Origin of the sequence: Streptomyces sp. NEAU-YJ-81 (assembly GCF_017592595.1) — a bacterium.
Lineage (GTDB): Bacteria > Actinomycetota > Actinomycetes > Streptomycetales > Streptomycetaceae > Streptomyces > Streptomyces hygroscopicus_B.
The window spans coordinates 1-13,639 of record NZ_JAGFNO010000059.1; the positions used below are offsets into that span (position 1 = coordinate 1).

At 69.0% G+C, this 13,639-nt stretch carries 14 protein-coding genes; 5 read left to right on the forward strand and 9 right to left on the reverse strand.

All coding sequences use genetic code 11. From position 1 onward, the window contains the following. Positions 1 to 422 precede the first annotated feature (422 nt). Positions 423 to 1,085, reverse strand: coding sequence for a DNA-3-methyladenine glycosylase (locus tag J5X86_RS48090; protein WP_208522920.1), 663 nt, complete (start codon positions 1,083 to 1,085; stop codon positions 423 to 425). Between the two features lie 168 nt (positions 1,086 to 1,253). Between J5X86_RS48090 and J5X86_RS48095 the strand changes: the two genes are divergently transcribed. Then, complete coding sequence (locus tag J5X86_RS48095) at positions 1,254 to 2,036, forward strand: sporulation protein (protein WP_208522921.1); 783 nt, start codon at positions 1,254 to 1,256, stop codon at positions 2,034 to 2,036. 106 nt (positions 2,037 to 2,142) lie between these two features. Here J5X86_RS48095 and J5X86_RS48100 read toward each other — a convergent pair whose 3' ends face one another. Beyond that, positions 2,143 to 2,469, reverse strand: a complete 327-nt coding sequence (locus J5X86_RS48100) for a barstar family protein (RefSeq protein ID WP_237298815.1) — start codon at positions 2,467 to 2,469, stop codon at positions 2,143 to 2,145. An 86-nt stretch (positions 2,470 to 2,555) separates the two neighbouring features. Here J5X86_RS48100 and J5X86_RS48105 point away from each other — a divergent pair, with 86 nt between their 5' ends. Beyond that, positions 2,556 to 3,095: a YbhB/YbcL family Raf kinase inhibitor-like protein gene (locus J5X86_RS48105; RefSeq protein WP_208522922.1), complete on the forward strand. Its 540-nt coding sequence runs from the start codon at positions 2,556 to 2,558 to the stop codon at positions 3,093 to 3,095. 106 nt (positions 3,096 to 3,201) lie between these two features. Beyond that, complete coding sequence (locus J5X86_RS48110) at positions 3,202 to 3,705, forward strand: HNH endonuclease (RefSeq protein ID WP_208522923.1); 504 nt, start codon at positions 3,202 to 3,204, stop codon at positions 3,703 to 3,705. 84 nt (positions 3,706 to 3,789) lie between these two features. Here J5X86_RS48110 and J5X86_RS48115 read toward each other — a convergent pair whose 3' ends face one another. The 3 genes from J5X86_RS48115 to J5X86_RS48125 all read right to left on the reverse strand — a co-directional run bounded on the left by J5X86_RS48115 (position 3,790) and on the right by J5X86_RS48125 (position 6,219). Next, entirely contained in the window at positions 3,790 to 4,749 is a 960-nt protein-coding gene (locus J5X86_RS48115; RefSeq protein ID WP_059147117.1) for an SPFH domain-containing protein, read from the reverse strand. A gap of 152 nt (positions 4,750 to 4,901) precedes the next feature. Then, positions 4,902 to 5,327 (reverse strand): NfeD family protein, encoded by a 426-nt coding sequence (locus J5X86_RS48120; protein ID WP_208522924.1) that lies wholly within the window; start codon positions 5,325 to 5,327, stop codon positions 4,902 to 4,904. 82 nt (positions 5,328 to 5,409) lie between these two features. Then, positions 5,410 to 6,219, reverse strand: a complete 810-nt coding sequence (locus J5X86_RS48125; RefSeq protein ID WP_208522925.1) for an ABC transporter ATP-binding protein — start codon at positions 6,217 to 6,219, stop codon at positions 5,410 to 5,412. A 92-nt stretch (positions 6,220 to 6,311) separates the two neighbouring features. Between J5X86_RS48125 and J5X86_RS48130 the strand changes: the two genes are divergently transcribed. Then, a complete protein-coding gene (locus J5X86_RS48130) occupies positions 6,312 to 7,115 on the forward strand; it encodes a hypothetical protein (protein WP_208522926.1) in 804 nt (267 codons plus the stop codon). A 144-nt stretch (positions 7,116 to 7,259) separates the two neighbouring features. Here J5X86_RS48130 and J5X86_RS48135 read toward each other — a convergent pair whose 3' ends face one another. The 3 genes from J5X86_RS48135 to J5X86_RS48145 form a co-directional block, all read right to left on the reverse strand. Beyond that, positions 7,260 to 7,499 (reverse strand): chaplin, encoded by a 240-nt coding sequence (locus J5X86_RS48135; protein WP_208522927.1) that lies wholly within the window; start codon positions 7,497 to 7,499, stop codon positions 7,260 to 7,262. Positions 7,500 to 7,637: 138 nt separating this feature from the next. Beyond that, the gene (locus J5X86_RS48140; RefSeq protein WP_208522928.1) at positions 7,638 to 8,282 is read right to left on the reverse strand and encodes a response regulator transcription factor; all 645 of its coding nucleotides are present in this window, start codon (positions 8,280 to 8,282) and stop codon (positions 7,638 to 7,640) included. Further along, positions 8,275 to 9,438 (reverse strand): GAF domain-containing sensor histidine kinase, encoded by a 1,164-nt coding sequence (locus tag J5X86_RS48145; RefSeq protein WP_208522929.1) that lies wholly within the window; start codon positions 9,436 to 9,438, stop codon positions 8,275 to 8,277. Before J5X86_RS48145 ends, J5X86_RS48140 begins: the two co-directional genes overlap by 8 nt. Before the next feature lie 441 nt (positions 9,439 to 9,879). Between J5X86_RS48145 and J5X86_RS48150 the strand changes: the two genes are divergently transcribed. Further along, positions 9,880 to 10,623 carry a transglycosylase SLT domain-containing protein gene (locus J5X86_RS48150; protein WP_208522930.1) on the forward strand — a complete coding sequence of 248 codons (744 nt, stop codon included), beginning with the start codon at positions 9,880 to 9,882 and terminating at the stop codon, positions 10,621 to 10,623. A gap of 133 nt (positions 10,624 to 10,756) precedes the next feature. On the opposite strand, the gene J5X86_RS48155 is transcribed toward J5X86_RS48150, so the two are convergent. Continuing rightward, positions 10,757 to 13,456 (reverse strand): FHA domain-containing protein, encoded by a 2,700-nt coding sequence (locus tag J5X86_RS48155; RefSeq protein WP_208522931.1) that lies wholly within the window; start codon positions 13,454 to 13,456, stop codon positions 10,757 to 10,759. Between the last annotated feature and the right edge of the window lie 183 nt (positions 13,457 to 13,639).

The window sequence follows — 13,639 nt, forward strand, 5'->3', positions numbered from 1 at the left end:
GTCCGAGATGGACGGGGTATCAACATATCTGGCGTTGACTTTTGGCACGCTGTTGAGTTCTCAAGGAACGGACGCTTCCTTTGAAACCGTTTCACCGGTCTCTCCGGGCGCTTCCCTTCGGTGTTTCCAACCTTACCAGATCCGTTTTCCGTTCCGTTTCCGGTCCGAATTCCGTTTCCGGCCCCCTGCTGGAGCGGGGTCTTTCGCGCCTTCCGGCGTGTCCACTACTTTAGCCAATTTCCCGCTCAGCTCCTAATCGGAGCCCCGGGTCTTAATTTCGCGCAGCGAAATAGGACCCTGTTCGGGAGTTGTCGTTAGTGGTTGGCCGCTCCGGGGCTGCTGTGACTCGACCTTGCGATCGTGCCGACAGCGCTGCCCGTCTCAAGCGGCTCGGGCTACGTTAGGCGTCCCGTCCGGCAGAGTCAAGTTCCGACCTGACGGCGCGTCGCATTCCGGCGACGCGGGGTGTGCGCCCGGTAGGGGCTGACCGAGGGCTCGCCGTCGATCCAGAAGCGCCAGGGGTGAGTTGCGCCCTCGCCGCCCACACCGGTGCGCGGGCCGCTGAGGATCTGGTCGGGCCGGGCGGGGTGGCCGGTGAGTATGGAGAGCGGGGTATCGGCGCCCGCGCAGACATCGCTGCCGTCCAGTCGGCGGTCCACGCCCAGGGCCGTGGCCAGCCGGGCCGGGCCCTTGGCCAGCTCATGGTCGTTGCGCGCCTTCGGCCTGCGCTGATGGGCCCACTCATGGCCGTGCCGTACCTCGCCCGCGCGCAGCAGCACCCCGTTGGGGTGGCCCTCCGGTCCGCAGACCACGTTGAGGCAGTGCCACATGCCGTAGGTGAAGTAGACATACGCATGACCCGGGGGGCCGAACATCACGGCGTTGCGCTCGGTGCGGCCACGGTAGGCATGCGAGCCGGGGTCGGCCGGGCCCGCGTACGCCTCGACCTCGGTCAGGCGCAATTCGATCGGTCCGTCCGGGGTGCGCCGCACCAGGACGCGGCCCAGGAGGTCGGGCGCGACCTCGAGAACGGGTCGGTCGAAGAAGGCACGGTCGAGGGGCTCGCGGTCAGGTCCTGCTGTCACGCGGCCCGAGCGTAGTGGAACAGATATGAACCGGTGGTTGGAGGCGGCACCGGTCCGCTGGAAGGGTATGAGCTGCGGAACCGTCGACGGCTGTTTCGCGTTCCTAGGTGTCAACAGTGATCGAGTGCGATCAAGTCAAGACGCAGTCGCGTCCTTGAGAGGGAGAACATGGGCTTCAAGAAGCTGCTCGCGAGTATGGGTGCCGGTGGCGCTTCGGTGGAGACGGTACTGACCGAGGAGAACGTCGTCCCGGGCGGCATTGTGCAGGGCGAGGTCCGGATCCAGGGCGGCTCGGTCGCGCAGCAGATCGAGGCACTCTCGGTCGGCCTGCAGGCGCGGGTCGAGGTGGAGCGGGACGACCAGGAGTACAAGCAGAACGTGGAGTTCACCCGGCAGCAGCTCGGCGGTGCGTTCGAGGTGCAGCCGGGCGCGGTGCACGCGGTGCAGTTCGGCCTGGAGATCCCGTGGGAGACCCCGATCACCATGTTCCTGGGCCGGCACCTGACCGGTATGAACGTGGGGGTGACCACGGAGCTGGCGATCGCGCGCGCGGTGGACTCGGGTGATCTGGACCCGGTCAATGTGCATCCGCTCCCCGCTCAGCAGGCGATCCTGGACGCCTTCGGCTCGCTCGGCTTCCGGTTCAAGGGCGCCGACCTGGAGCAGGGGCACATCCGTGGGACCCGGCAGCGGCTGCCCTTCTACCAGGAGATCGAGTTCTACGCCCCGGAGCAGTACCGGGGGCTGAACCAGGTGGAGTTGTCCTTCGTCGCGGACGACCGCGAGATGGACGTGGTACTGGAGATGGACAAGAAGCCGGGGCTGTTCACCGAGGGCAGTGACACCTACCGGTCGTTCACGATGAACCTGGCGACCTTCCAGGACACCGACTGGGCCGCGTATCTGAACCAGTGGCTCGCCCAGGTCGGCGGCAAGCGCAACTGGTTCTGAGGTTCCCCCTCCCCGGGGCCGGACTTCCGCGCGGGGCGTGCACCGACGGCAGGTCGGTGCACGCCCCGCGTCGTGTGTCGGCGTGTGGTGCGTCGTACGTCGTGCGTCAGGGGCCGTCGTCGTAGCGCACCACCAGGGGCCGTCCCTGCGTCGCCCAGTACGCCTCCGCGTCGGCCAGGATGTCCGCCGCGATCGCGGCGGCGTCGGGGTCCGCGTCGCGGAAGGCAAGCCAGCCCTGGATGTCCAGCAGACAGCCGCTGGGCTCGCGGCCCTCGGCCCACCAGGACAGATCCGTGAGGCAGTCGGCAAGGGCGTCCCAGTTGCGCCCGTACCAGTCGGGAAAGCGCAGGTCCCGGGCGCAGCGGTCGAGGAAGCCGTCCTTGTCCGTCACGCCGTCGAGGCGCAGGTGGAGGGCGAGGGTGGGGCCGGTCATGGGCGCCATGGTGCCAGCCCGCCGTCTGGCGGTCTCGTTAGGCTGGCCGCGCAGATGATCCACCGCAACCTCAGGAGGTTCTCGACGTGTCCGAGCAGAACCGGCCGCCGCTCCCCCATGACTTCCATCCGCCGGTGCCGTCGTTCACGGTGGTGAGCGACGATGTGCAATCGGGCGGCACGCTCAAGTCCGCCCAGGTGCAGGCGGAGGGGAACACCTCTCCGCAACTGCGCTGGGAGGGATTCCCGGAGGGTACGAAGAGCTTCGCCGTCACCTGCTTCGACCCGGACGCGCCGACCGGCAGCGGTTTCTGGCACTGGGTGTTGTTCGACATCCCGGCCACGGTGACCGAGCTTCCGGTGGGTGCGGGCAGCGGCGATTTCACGGGCCTGCCCGACGGCGCCGTGCAGGCGCGCAACGACTACGGGACCCGTGACTTCGGCGGGGCCGCGCCGCCGCCCGGGGACGGTCCGCACCGCTATGTGTTCACCGTCTACGCGGTGGACGCGGAGAAGCTGGGCCCGGACGCGGACGCCTCGCCCGCGGTGGTCGGCTTCAATCTGCGGTTCCACACGCTGGGGCGTGCCCAGTTGATCGGGGAGTACGAGGTGCCGGCCGCGGGCTGACGCGGCGAAATTGCGTTGTTCTCGGCCAGGCTCCCGGCCAGAGTTGATCCCGGTCCCGCCCATTCCAGGCGCGGGGCCGGGATACCGGGATGCGGGGGTGGTCGGGATGCGCGAGACGCTGGTTCTGAACGCGAGCTTCGAGCCGCTGGCGACGGTGACGCTGCGGCGCGCCGTGGTGCTGGTCCTCCAGGACAAGGCCGTCGTCGAACACGCCCACCCGGGGCTGCGGGTGCGGGCCGCGGACATCGATCTGCCACTGCCACGGGTGATCCGGCTGTGCCGCTATGTACGGGTGCCGTTCCGAAGACGTGCCCCGTGGTCGCGGCGCGGGGTGCTGGTCCGGGACCAGCACCGGTGCGGGTACTGCGGCCGCCGGGCGACGACCGTGGACCATGTGGTGCCGCGGTCCCGCGGGGGCGGGGACACCTGGCTGAATACGGTGGCCTCCTGCGCGGAGGACAACCACCGTAAGGCGGACCGGACTCCGGAGCAGGCGGGGATGCGGCTGCTCAAGGCGCCGTTCGAGCCGACGCCTTCGGATGCGCTGCTGCTGGCCCTGGGGGCGACGGAGCGGGACGCGCTGCCGGAGTGGCTGGCGCTTCCTGCTTAGCCCCGGGTTCGTCCCGCAGGGGCCCGGCAGGGAGCGCCGGCGGGCCGCCCCAGGCGCTGGAGGGCCCGCCTCACTGCCGTCCGTTCAGTCGATCGTGGGCTGTTCGCGGCGCGGGGCGGGCTCCTTACCGGTGGCGGCGGGGGTGCCGCCGCCGTTTCCGCCACCGGTCAACGGGCCGAAGTTGCCCATGGCCCCGCCGAGGCCCTTGAGGGCGTCGCCGATCTCGCTGGGCACGATCCAGAGCTTGTTGGCGTCGCCCTCGGCGATCTTCGGCAGCATCTGGAGGTACTGGTAGGAGAGCAGCTTCTGGTCCGGGTCTCCGGCGTGGATGGACTCGAAGACCGTACGGATCGCCTGGGCCTCGCCCTCGGCGCGCAGCGCGGCGGCCTTGGACTCACCCTCGGCCCGCAGGATCGCGGACTGCTTCTCACCCTCGGCGCGCAGGATCTCGGACTGCCGGACACCTTCGGCCTGGAGGATCGCGGCGCGCTTGTCACGGTCGGCGCGCATCTGCTTCTCCATCGAGTCCTGGATGGAGGTGGGCGGCTCGATGGCCTTGAGCTCGACGCGGTTGACGCGGATGCCCCACTTGCCGGTGGCCTCGTCGAGGACGCCGCGCAGCGCCGCGTTGATCTCCTCGCGGGAGGTCAGGGTGCGCTCGAGGTCCATGCCACCGATGATGTTCCGCAGGGTGGTGACGGTGAGCTGCTCGATCGCCTGGATGTAGCTGGCGACTTCGTAGGTGGCGGCGCGGGCGTCGGTCACCTGGTAGTAGATGACGGTGTCGATGTTCACGACCAGGTTGTCCTGGGTGATCACCGGCTGCGGGGGGAAGGGCACGACCTGTTCACGGAGGTCGACGCGGTTGCGGATCGAGTCGATGAACGGGACGACGATGTTGAGGCCCGCGTTGAGGGTGCGGGTGTAGCGCCCGAAGCGCTCCACGATGGCGGCACTGGCCTGTGGGATGACCTGAATCGTCTTGATCAGTGCGATGAAGACCAGCACCACCAGGATGATCAGGACGATGATGATCGGTTCCACAGCGGCTCCCCGTGCCCTTCATGCGGTGATTCGGATGGTCGGGATGATCAAGTCTGGCTGTTCCCGAGGGTGGAGTCTGTCAGATCCATGGTCGACTCCGCAGCTCAACCCGGGCGCCCTCAACTCTTGGTAGGACACTCCCGGTACGGCGTCTACATGACGACGGCCGTCGCACCGTCGATCTCCACCACGTCGACCTGCTGCCCGGGTTCGTAAGCCTGGTCGGGGTCGAGCGAGCGCGCGGACCACACTTCGCCCGCGAGTTTGATGCGGCCGCCGCCGCTGTCGTCGACGCGTGCGAGGACGACGGCCTGACGTCCCTTCAGCGCCTCGATGCCGCTCCGCAGCTCGGGTTGCTGACGGCGGCTGCGGACCGCCATCGGGCGTACGACCGCGACCAGCGCGACCGAGACGGCGCAGAAGACGACGACCTGGAGCACGATGCCGCCGCCGAGCGCGTCGGTGATGGCACCGGCCACGGCACCGACGGCGACCATCCCGAATTCGGGCATCGCGGTCAGTACGAGCGGGATACCCAGTCCTACGGCGGCGATCAGCCACCACACCCATGGATCCACATGGTCATGGTAGTTGTCGCCGGTCCCCGGGGACAGTGCGCGGATCACCTGCCGGTGGCACGGTGGGCGCAGGGGGCGGACATCAGGCCAGCGGCAGGCCCTGGGCGGTCCAGCGGTCGCCGTAACGCTCGACGACCAGCGGGAGTCCGAAGCAGCGGGAGAGGTTACGGGAGGTCAGTTCGGTCTCGACCGGGCCCGCGGTGAGCACCTTGCCCTGGCGGATCATCAGAACATGGGTGAAGCCGGGGGGGATTTCCTCGACATGATGTGTCACCATGATCATCGACGGGGCGAGCGGGTCGCGGGCGAGCCGTCCGAGGCGGCGGACGAGGTCCTCGCGGCCGCCGAGGTCGAGTCCGGCCGCGGGCTCGTCGAGGAGCAGCAGCTCGGGGTCGGTCATCATGGCGCGGGCGATGAGCGTGCGCTTACGCTCGCCCTCGGAGAGGGTGCCGAACTTCCGGCCGAGGTAATCGGTCATGCCGAGGCGGTCGAGGAAGGCGCGGGCGCGGGTCTCGTCGACCGCGTCGTAGTCCTCCTGCCAGTGGGCCGTCATACCGTACGCGGCGGTGAGGACGGTCTCGAGGACGGTCTGGCTGCGCGGCAGCTTCTCGGCCATGGCGATACCCGCCATGCCGACGCGGGGGCGCAGCTCGAAGACGTCGACGCGGCCGAGTTGCTCGCCGAGGATCCGGGCGCTTCCGGCGCTCGGGAAGAGGTAGCTCGAGGCGAGGTTGAGGAGGGTGGTCTTACCGGCACCGTTGGGGCCGAGGATGACCCAGCGCTCGCCTTCTTTGATCGACCAGGAGACCTCGTCCACCAGAGCCCGCCCATCGCGGACCACCGATACGTCCAGCAGCTCCAGAACCTCGCTCATGAGCGCGTTGTCTCCCATTGCAGTCTCGAGTCGTGCGTGCACCTGTGGGCGCAGCCCCCTGAGGAAAACCTACGCCACACGTTGTCGGTGCCAGTCCTTAGGCTGGTGCCATGCTCGATGAACCACGTTCAGGGCGCCTCGCAGCTTGGGGAAATGCCCTTATCGCCGGACTTGTCTCCCCGGATGAGGCGGCGCATCGCATCGCGGACGAGGACGCGTCGCACCGGGTGGCCGGGCTTCCGGGGGAGTCCGGGCCGGTGGGGCTCACGCTGGCGCTGGGGCGGCTGCGGGCGCTCGGGGCCAAGGGGCTGCGGGTGGCGCTGCCCATAGCGGGGCATCCCCTGGGGCTGAGCGGTCCGCCGGAGTTCAACGCCCAGGCGCTCGACGCGGGTGAGGCGGTGATCGCGACGGGCGCGGCGCTCGGCCTGGTGCCCGAGGTGTCGGCGGCCGGACCCGAGGGCGATCAGCACATCGAGGTGGTGTGGCGGTGCCAGAGCGTGCGGGAGGCGCCGCCGGCCGATGTGCCGTCGCTGAGCGAGGCCGAGCGGGAGCTGGCCGAGGCGCTGCGGGAGGCCACGGAGGTGCTCTCACGGCTGAATGTGGCCGGATCGGGCCCGGTGGCCGAGGCGGCCCTGGAGGCGTATCGGGCGCGCGCCGAGCGGGGGCGCGAGGTGCTGGCCCCGGGCTATCCGCCGCGGGCCATCCGGGTGCTGGAGCTGGCGCAGCGGGTGGGTGCGCTGGTGGACATCGCCTATCTGGCGGGCGGGGACGGCCGGGAGCACGGCGGTGCGGTGAGTGCGTCGGAGATCACAGCGCGGGCCGAGGCGCTGCGGCCGGTGGAGCGCACCTCGCGGCGGGCGCAGGTGGCGGCGTACAACGCGTATGTGGAGGAGCGGGAGCGGGGCGGTCTCTGAGCTTCCCGGGGGTCTGACCATCCCCGGGGGCCTCTGAGCTTCCCTGGCGGTCTCCGGCTTCCCTGGGGGATGTCATGGGACCGGCCCCGGAGGCGGCTGCCTCCGGGGCCGACCGGTGGTGCGTCAGGTATCCGCCGGGGGCGGTCAGCCGCCGCAGGGGGTACCGAGCGCCGGGTTCATGGACCCGATGACCGAGATGGTGTTGCCGCAGAAGTTCACGGGCACGTGGATGGGCGCCTGAATGTTGTTGCCGGAGACGACACCCGGGGACATCGTGGCCCCACCGTCGGCCCAGGGGCCCTGGGCGGTGGCGACACCGGCACCGGCGACGGCGAGTCCGCCGGCCGTGATGGTGATGGCAGCGAACCTCTTGATGTTCTTCACTTGGCAAGACCCTTCATTCATCAGCGCGTCACCGCGGCGGTCCGCCGCGGTACGCCGTGAAAAACGGTCCGGCTGATGGTGAGTTGCGCTGTTCGAGTGATAGCCACCCGTTGGTGTGATTTCACGGAGAAACGCTGTTCATGCCCCAATTCCGTGTCGTACGGCCCAAAGCGCGGCCTGGGTGCGGTCGGCGAGGTCCAATTTCATAAGAATATTGGACACATGGGTCTTCACGGTCTTTTCGGACAACACCAGCGCACGGGCGATCTCCCGGTTGGACCGGCCGTCCGCGATCAGCGCGAGCACCTCCCGCTCCCGCTCGGTGAGTGAGCCGCCGCGTCCCTGACCGCCGCCCTCCTCCTGGGAGAGCAGCGCGAGGGCCACCTCGGGCTGGAGCAGCACATGCCCGGAGTGGACGGACCGGATGGCGCGGGCGAGCGCCTCGGGGTCCACGTCCTTGTAGACATAGCCCGCTGCGCCCGCGCGCAGGGCGGGGACCACAGTGCGCTTCTCGGTGAAGCTGGTCACGATCAGCACCCGGGCGGGGTTGTCGAGGCCGCGCAGGGTGCGCAGCGCCTCGATGCCGTCGAGGCCGGGCATCTTCACGTCCATGAGGACGACGTCGGGGCGCAGCTCCTCGGCGCGGGCGACGCCCTCCTCGCCGTCCGACGCCTCGCCGACCACCTCGATGTCGTCCTGGACCTGGAGAAAGGTCCGCAGGCCGCGCCGCACCACCTGGTGGTCGTCGACGAGCAGCACCCGAATCCGTCCGGGGTCAGCCACCGGGCACCTCCATCTCGATCACGGTGCCCTTGCCGGGCGCCGACTCCACGGTCAGAGCGCCGCCGACGCCGCCGGCCCGGTCCCGCATCGACACCAGCCCGAGGTGGCGCCCGGCGCGCCGTACGGCCGAGGGGTCGAATCCCCTGCCGTCGTCGGCGACGCGGAGCCGGGCGCCTTGGCCGTGCCGGGTGAGGGTGACGTCGACCTGCCGCGCGTCTGCGTGGCGCAGTGCGTTGTGCAGGGCCTCCTGGGCCACCCGCAGCACCGCCCCCTCCTGGGCGGCGGGCAGCGCCCGCACGCCGTGGCAGGCGAAGGTGACCTGGGCCGAGTGGGCCCGGTCGAGCACCTGCACCTGTGTCCTCAGGGTCGCCACGAGGCCGTCCTCGTCGAGGGCGGCGGGGCGCAGCTCCACGACGGCGGAGCGCAGCTCGTCGGTGGCCTCGGCGGCGAGGAGGGCGATCTGCTGGAGCTCGTCCTTGGCGCGGGCGGGATCGCGGTCCACCAGGGCCGTGGCCGCCTGGGCGGTCAGCCGCAGCGAGAAGAGCTTCTGGGAGACCGCGTCGTGCAGCTCATGGGCGAGCCTGGCCCGCTCCCCGGCGATGGTGAGCTCGCGGCTGCGCTCGTAGAGCCGGGCGTTGGTCAGGGCGATGGCGGCATGCTGGGCCAGGATGGACAGCAGCTCCTCGTCCTCGGCGGTGAAGCCGCAGCCGCCCTCGGGCTTGGGGCATCGTTTGTTGGCGAGGAATACCGCGCCGAGAACTTCATCGCCGTCGGCAATGGGAAGACCCAAGAAATCCGACATTTCCGGATGAGCCGATGGCCACCCCTCAAAACGGACATCTCGTCGCACATCGGCGAGTCGCTGCGGGGTGGCGTCCTTGAGCATGGCGGCGAGAATGCCGTGCTGCCGGGGCAGCGGTCCGATGGCCTTCCACTGCTCGTCGCTCACCCCATCTACTACGAACTGGGCGAAACCTCCGTGATCATCGGAGACCCCCAGAGCGGCATACTCCGCATCGAGCAGCTCACGGGCGGACACAACGATGGTCTTTAGGACATCACGGACTTCCAGATGTCGGCTCATGGCGAGCAGCGCACCGCTCACCCGACTCAGCCCGGCTCCGGGTCCACCGCCCCGTCCTTTCGTCATGGCCATTACCGTACCGACCCGCCATCCGGCGGGTATATCGGCCGGTCGGCGGCCACCTGATAAGACCTGAGCCCTAGGTCGAACGGCGCACACAGGCCCCCCAAAGGGGCTGTTGCAGGGGTGGAAAAAACAAACACCCTGAGCATTTGCGTGGGCACAGCGCGCAATATGAGAAGCTCCGCGATGTGAGCCCGGACACACGACCTAAATCACTTACGAACGTGCTTAGTGGACGTTTCATAGGCGACTGAGCGGGGATGACGGCCGTTCGCGTGGGCATGATCGGCCTACTTATCCACTAAGCAGCATCGTATGTCACGCCTTTGCGACAGCTTTTTGCGGCAGCTAAGAATTTCCCCCAGTCGCACGGCGCCGTAGATCCAGGAACGGCGCTCTGCGCGCCGATATGGCCTGCGACTCAAGCGATTGGAAGAGGTCTACTCCGCCATGCCCCTGCCCAACATCCCCGGTTACGCCCGTCTCAACAAGACGCACAAGTACTCCGCCGCCGGAATCGCTGCCGCCGGTGCGGCCGCCATAGCCTTCGCAGTCGTCCCCGGTGGCAACGCCGACGCCAAGACGACGGCCCAGGACCTGCCGAACAAGCCCGTCGCCCTCACGTCCCAGAAGGCCGACGCCCAGGCCCACCACAAGGTCCTGGTCAAGCAGTCCGCGCTCGCCGACAAGCAGGCCAAGGAAGAGGCCGCCGAGAAGAAGGCCGCGGCGGAGGCCGCGAAGAAGAAGGCCGCGGAAGAGGCCGCCCAGAAGAAGGCCGCCGAGGCCAAGGCCGCCAAGGAGCGCGCCGTCAAGCAGGCCGCGAGCCGCTCCGCCGCGCGCATCGAGACGGTCGCCGCCGAGAAGAAGACCTACCCGGACAACCTCGACGGCTGGATCCGGGAGTCCCTCGACATCATGAAGAAGAAGGGCATCCCCGGCACCTACGAGGGCATCCACCGCAACATCATCCGGGAGTCCGGCGGCGACCCGCGCGCCATCAACAACTGGGACATCAACGCCCAGAACGGCGTGCCCTCCAAGGGCCTGCTCCAGGTGATAGCCCCGACCTTCCAGACGTACCACGTCGAGGGCACCGCCTGGGACGCCTACGACCCGGTCGCGAACATCACCGCCGCCTGCAACTACGCGGCCGACCGGTACGGCTCGATGGACAACGTGAACGGCCCGTACTAAGCCTGAACGGCCCGTCCAGAACCCGGCGTTGCGACGCCGAAGGGCGACGGCACCCCCTGTGTGCGAGGGGTGCCGTCGCCCTTGTGCGTGACGGTGACGGCGGCTGCTTGCGCATGACCTCCGGGGGCTGCGGCTACTTGCGCATGACCTCCGGCTCATGGCGGCGCAGCAGCCGCGCGACCACGAAGCCGCACGCGATGCCCAGGACGATCAGCGCGATCATGTCGATGCCCCACTGGGTCGTGGTGTGCTCCCACAGCGGGTCGGTGTCCAGGGGCTTCTTGCTGTCCCACGGCGCCATCATGTGGCCGACGCCCGGGCCCAGGTCCAGCGTGGCACCGGCCGCGCCGACCGCCCAGCGGGACGGCATCAGCCAGGCGAACTGCTCCACACCGAGCGATCCGTAGATCTTGAACAGAACGCCGGTGAAGACGACCTGGACGATCGCGAACATGACCAGCAGTGGCATCGTCTTCTCGGCGGTCTTCACCAGGGACGAGATGACCAGGCCGACCATCATCGAGGTGAAGCCGATCGCGATGACGGCCAGGCAGAGCTCGGCGGCCGGCGGCATCAGCAGGCCCTCCGCGGGCATCTTGCGCGTCGAGAGACCGATGGCGGAGATGATGACGCCCTGGCAGGCGGTGATCACACCGAGCACGATCACCTTGGACATCAGATACGCGGAGCGGGACAGGCCGACCGCCCGTTCCCGTTCGTAGATGACCCGTTCCTTGATCAATTCTCGTACGGAGTTGGCCGCGCCGGTGAAGCACATGCCGACCACGAGAATCAGCAGAACCGTCCCGGCAGCCTGGTTGAAACTGCCCTTCGGGGCAAGCTGAAGGCCGAACTTCGCCGGGATGACGACGCTCACCGAGCCCAGCACGGCGGGCAGGATCACCATCAGCCCCATGAAGCCCTTGTCGGAGCCGATCACCGACAGATAGCGGCGGATCAGCGTCCACAGCTGCGATCCCCAGCTCTGTGGCTTCTGCATCCGGGTCGGCGGGGCCTGCACATGGACGGACTGCGGGGCGACGGAGTCGAGGTCCGCCGCGTACATCTGGTAGTGCTGCGAACCGCGCCAGCGGCCCGCCCAGTCGTAGTCGCGGTAGTTCTCGAAGGACGAGAAGACATCCGCCCAGCTGTCGTAGCCGAAGAAGTTGAGCGCCTCGTCCGGCGGGCCGAAGTAGGCCACCGAGCCGCCCGGCGCCATCACCAGGAGCTTGTCGCACAGCGCCAGCTCGGCGACCGAGTGGGTGACCACCAGCACGGTGCGGCCGTCGTCGGCGAGACCGCGCAGCAACTGCATGACATCGCGGTCCATGCCCGGGTCGAGACCGGAGGTCGGCTCGTCCAGGAAGATCAGCGACGGCTTGGTGAGCAGCTCCAGCGCGACGGAGACCCGCTTGCGCTGACCGCCGGAGAGCGCGGTGACCTTCTTCTCCCGGTGGATGTCCAGCTTGAGCTCGCGCAGCACCTCGTCGATCCGGGCCTCGCGCTCGGCCTCGGCGGTATCACCGGGGAAGCGGAGCTTGGCGGCGTAGCGCAGAGCCTTCTGGACGGTCAGCTCCTTGTGCAGGATGTCGTCCTGGGGCACCAGACCGATGCGCTGGCGCAGCTCGGCGAACTGCTTGTAGAGGTTCCGGTTGTCGTAGAGGACATCGCCCTGGTTGGCCGGGCGGTAGCCGGTGAGCGCCTTCAGCAGCGTGGACTTACCGGAGCCGGACGGGCCGATGACCGCGACCAGGGACTTCTCCGGGACGCCGAAGGAGACGTCCTTGAGGATCTGCTTGCCGCCGTCGACCGTCACCGTCAGATGGCGGGCCGAGAAGGAGACCTCACCGGTGTCGACGAACTCCTCGAGGCGGTCGCCGACCAGCCGGAAGGTGGAGTGACCGACGCCGACGGTGTCGGTGGGGCCGATGATCTGCTGCCGGACCGGCTGACCGTTGACATAGGTGCCGTTGTGGCTGCCGAGGTCGCGTATCTCGAAGCGGCCGTCGGGCAGCGCCCGGAATTCGGCGTGGTGGCGCGAGACCTGCAGATCGGAGACGACCAGCTCGTTCTCCAGCGCACGACCGATGCGCATCACCCGGCCGGCGGCCAGCTGATGGAAGGTGGTCGGGCTGCGGTCGCCCTGGGCGGGCGCGCCGCCGGCCGGGCCGGAGGGGCCGGTGCCGGGGCCGTTCTGCGCGAGGTTGTTCTGCGGGGCCTGGGGCTGCTGCTGCGGCGGCTGGGGTGCCTGCTGATGCTGCGGCTGCTGATGGGGCGCCTGCTGCTGCGGGATGAACGGCTGCTGCTGGTGCGGGGCCTGGGGCTGCTGCTGGGGCTGCGGCCAGCCCTGGGGCTGCGGCGCACCCTGTTGGGGCCCGCCCTGCTGCGGCGCACCCTGCTGCGGCCAGCCGGGGCCGGGCTGCTGCTGCGGCTGCTGGGCGGGGGGCTGCTGAGCCTGCTGGCCCTGCTGGGGCATGCCCCCCATCGCCGCCTGCTGGCCGTACGCGCCCGCGGCCCCCATCGAGGCGCCGCCGCCGGAGACGCTGAGCCGAGGGCCATCGGTGGCATTGCCGAGATGGACGGCCGAACCAGGGCCGATTTCGACCTGTTGGATTCTCCGGCCCTGCACATAGGTGCCGTTGGTGGAGCCCTGATCCTCGATGACCCAACTGCGCCCACCCCAGCGCACCGTGGCATGCCGCCAGGAGACCCTGGCGTCGTCCAGCACCATGTCGCCCTGTGGGTCACGCCCCAGGCTGTACGACCTGGACGGATCAAGTGTCCAGGTCTGTCCGTTCAATTCCAGTACGAGTTCCGGCACTCCATGCCCCACTAGTTGTCCCCCGAGTTACCCCCCTGACAGAGGGAGTCTAGGGATGGCGAACATCCTGAGGAACTATTTCAGGCTCAGTCCCTTCACCGGAAGTCGGGCTTTGACAAGACCACAACTCGGGCGTCATTGACTCATCCGAAAGGCCCTCGGAAAGTGGTAAGCACTGACGGATAGTGCGGATCA

What these genes read in the sequence shown, in the direction of transcription:
- J5X86_RS48095 (WP_208522921.1), top strand. Translation starts at nt 1,254, where the DNA reads ATGGGCTTCAAGAAGCTGCTCGCGAGTATGGGTGCCGGTGGCGCTTCG.
- J5X86_RS48100 (WP_237298815.1), bottom strand. Translation starts at nt 2,469, where the DNA reads ATGACCGGCCCCACCCTCGCCCTCCACCTGCGCCTCGACGGCGTGACG.
- J5X86_RS48110 (WP_208522923.1), top strand. Translation starts at nt 3,202, where the DNA reads ATGCGCGAGACGCTGGTTCTGAACGCGAGCTTCGAGCCGCTGGCGACG.
- J5X86_RS48125 (WP_208522925.1), bottom strand. Translation starts at nt 6,219, where the DNA reads ATGGGAGACAACGCGCTCATGAGCGAGGTTCTGGAGCTGCTGGACGTA.
- J5X86_RS48130 (WP_208522926.1), top strand. Translation starts at nt 6,312, where the DNA reads ATGCTCGATGAACCACGTTCAGGGCGCCTCGCAGCTTGGGGAAATGCC.
- J5X86_RS48145 (WP_208522929.1), bottom strand. Translation starts at nt 9,438, where the DNA reads ATGGCCATGACGAAAGGACGGGGCGGTGGACCCGGAGCCGGGCTGAGT.
- J5X86_RS48150 (WP_208522930.1), top strand. Translation starts at nt 9,880, where the DNA reads ATGCCCCTGCCCAACATCCCCGGTTACGCCCGTCTCAACAAGACGCAC.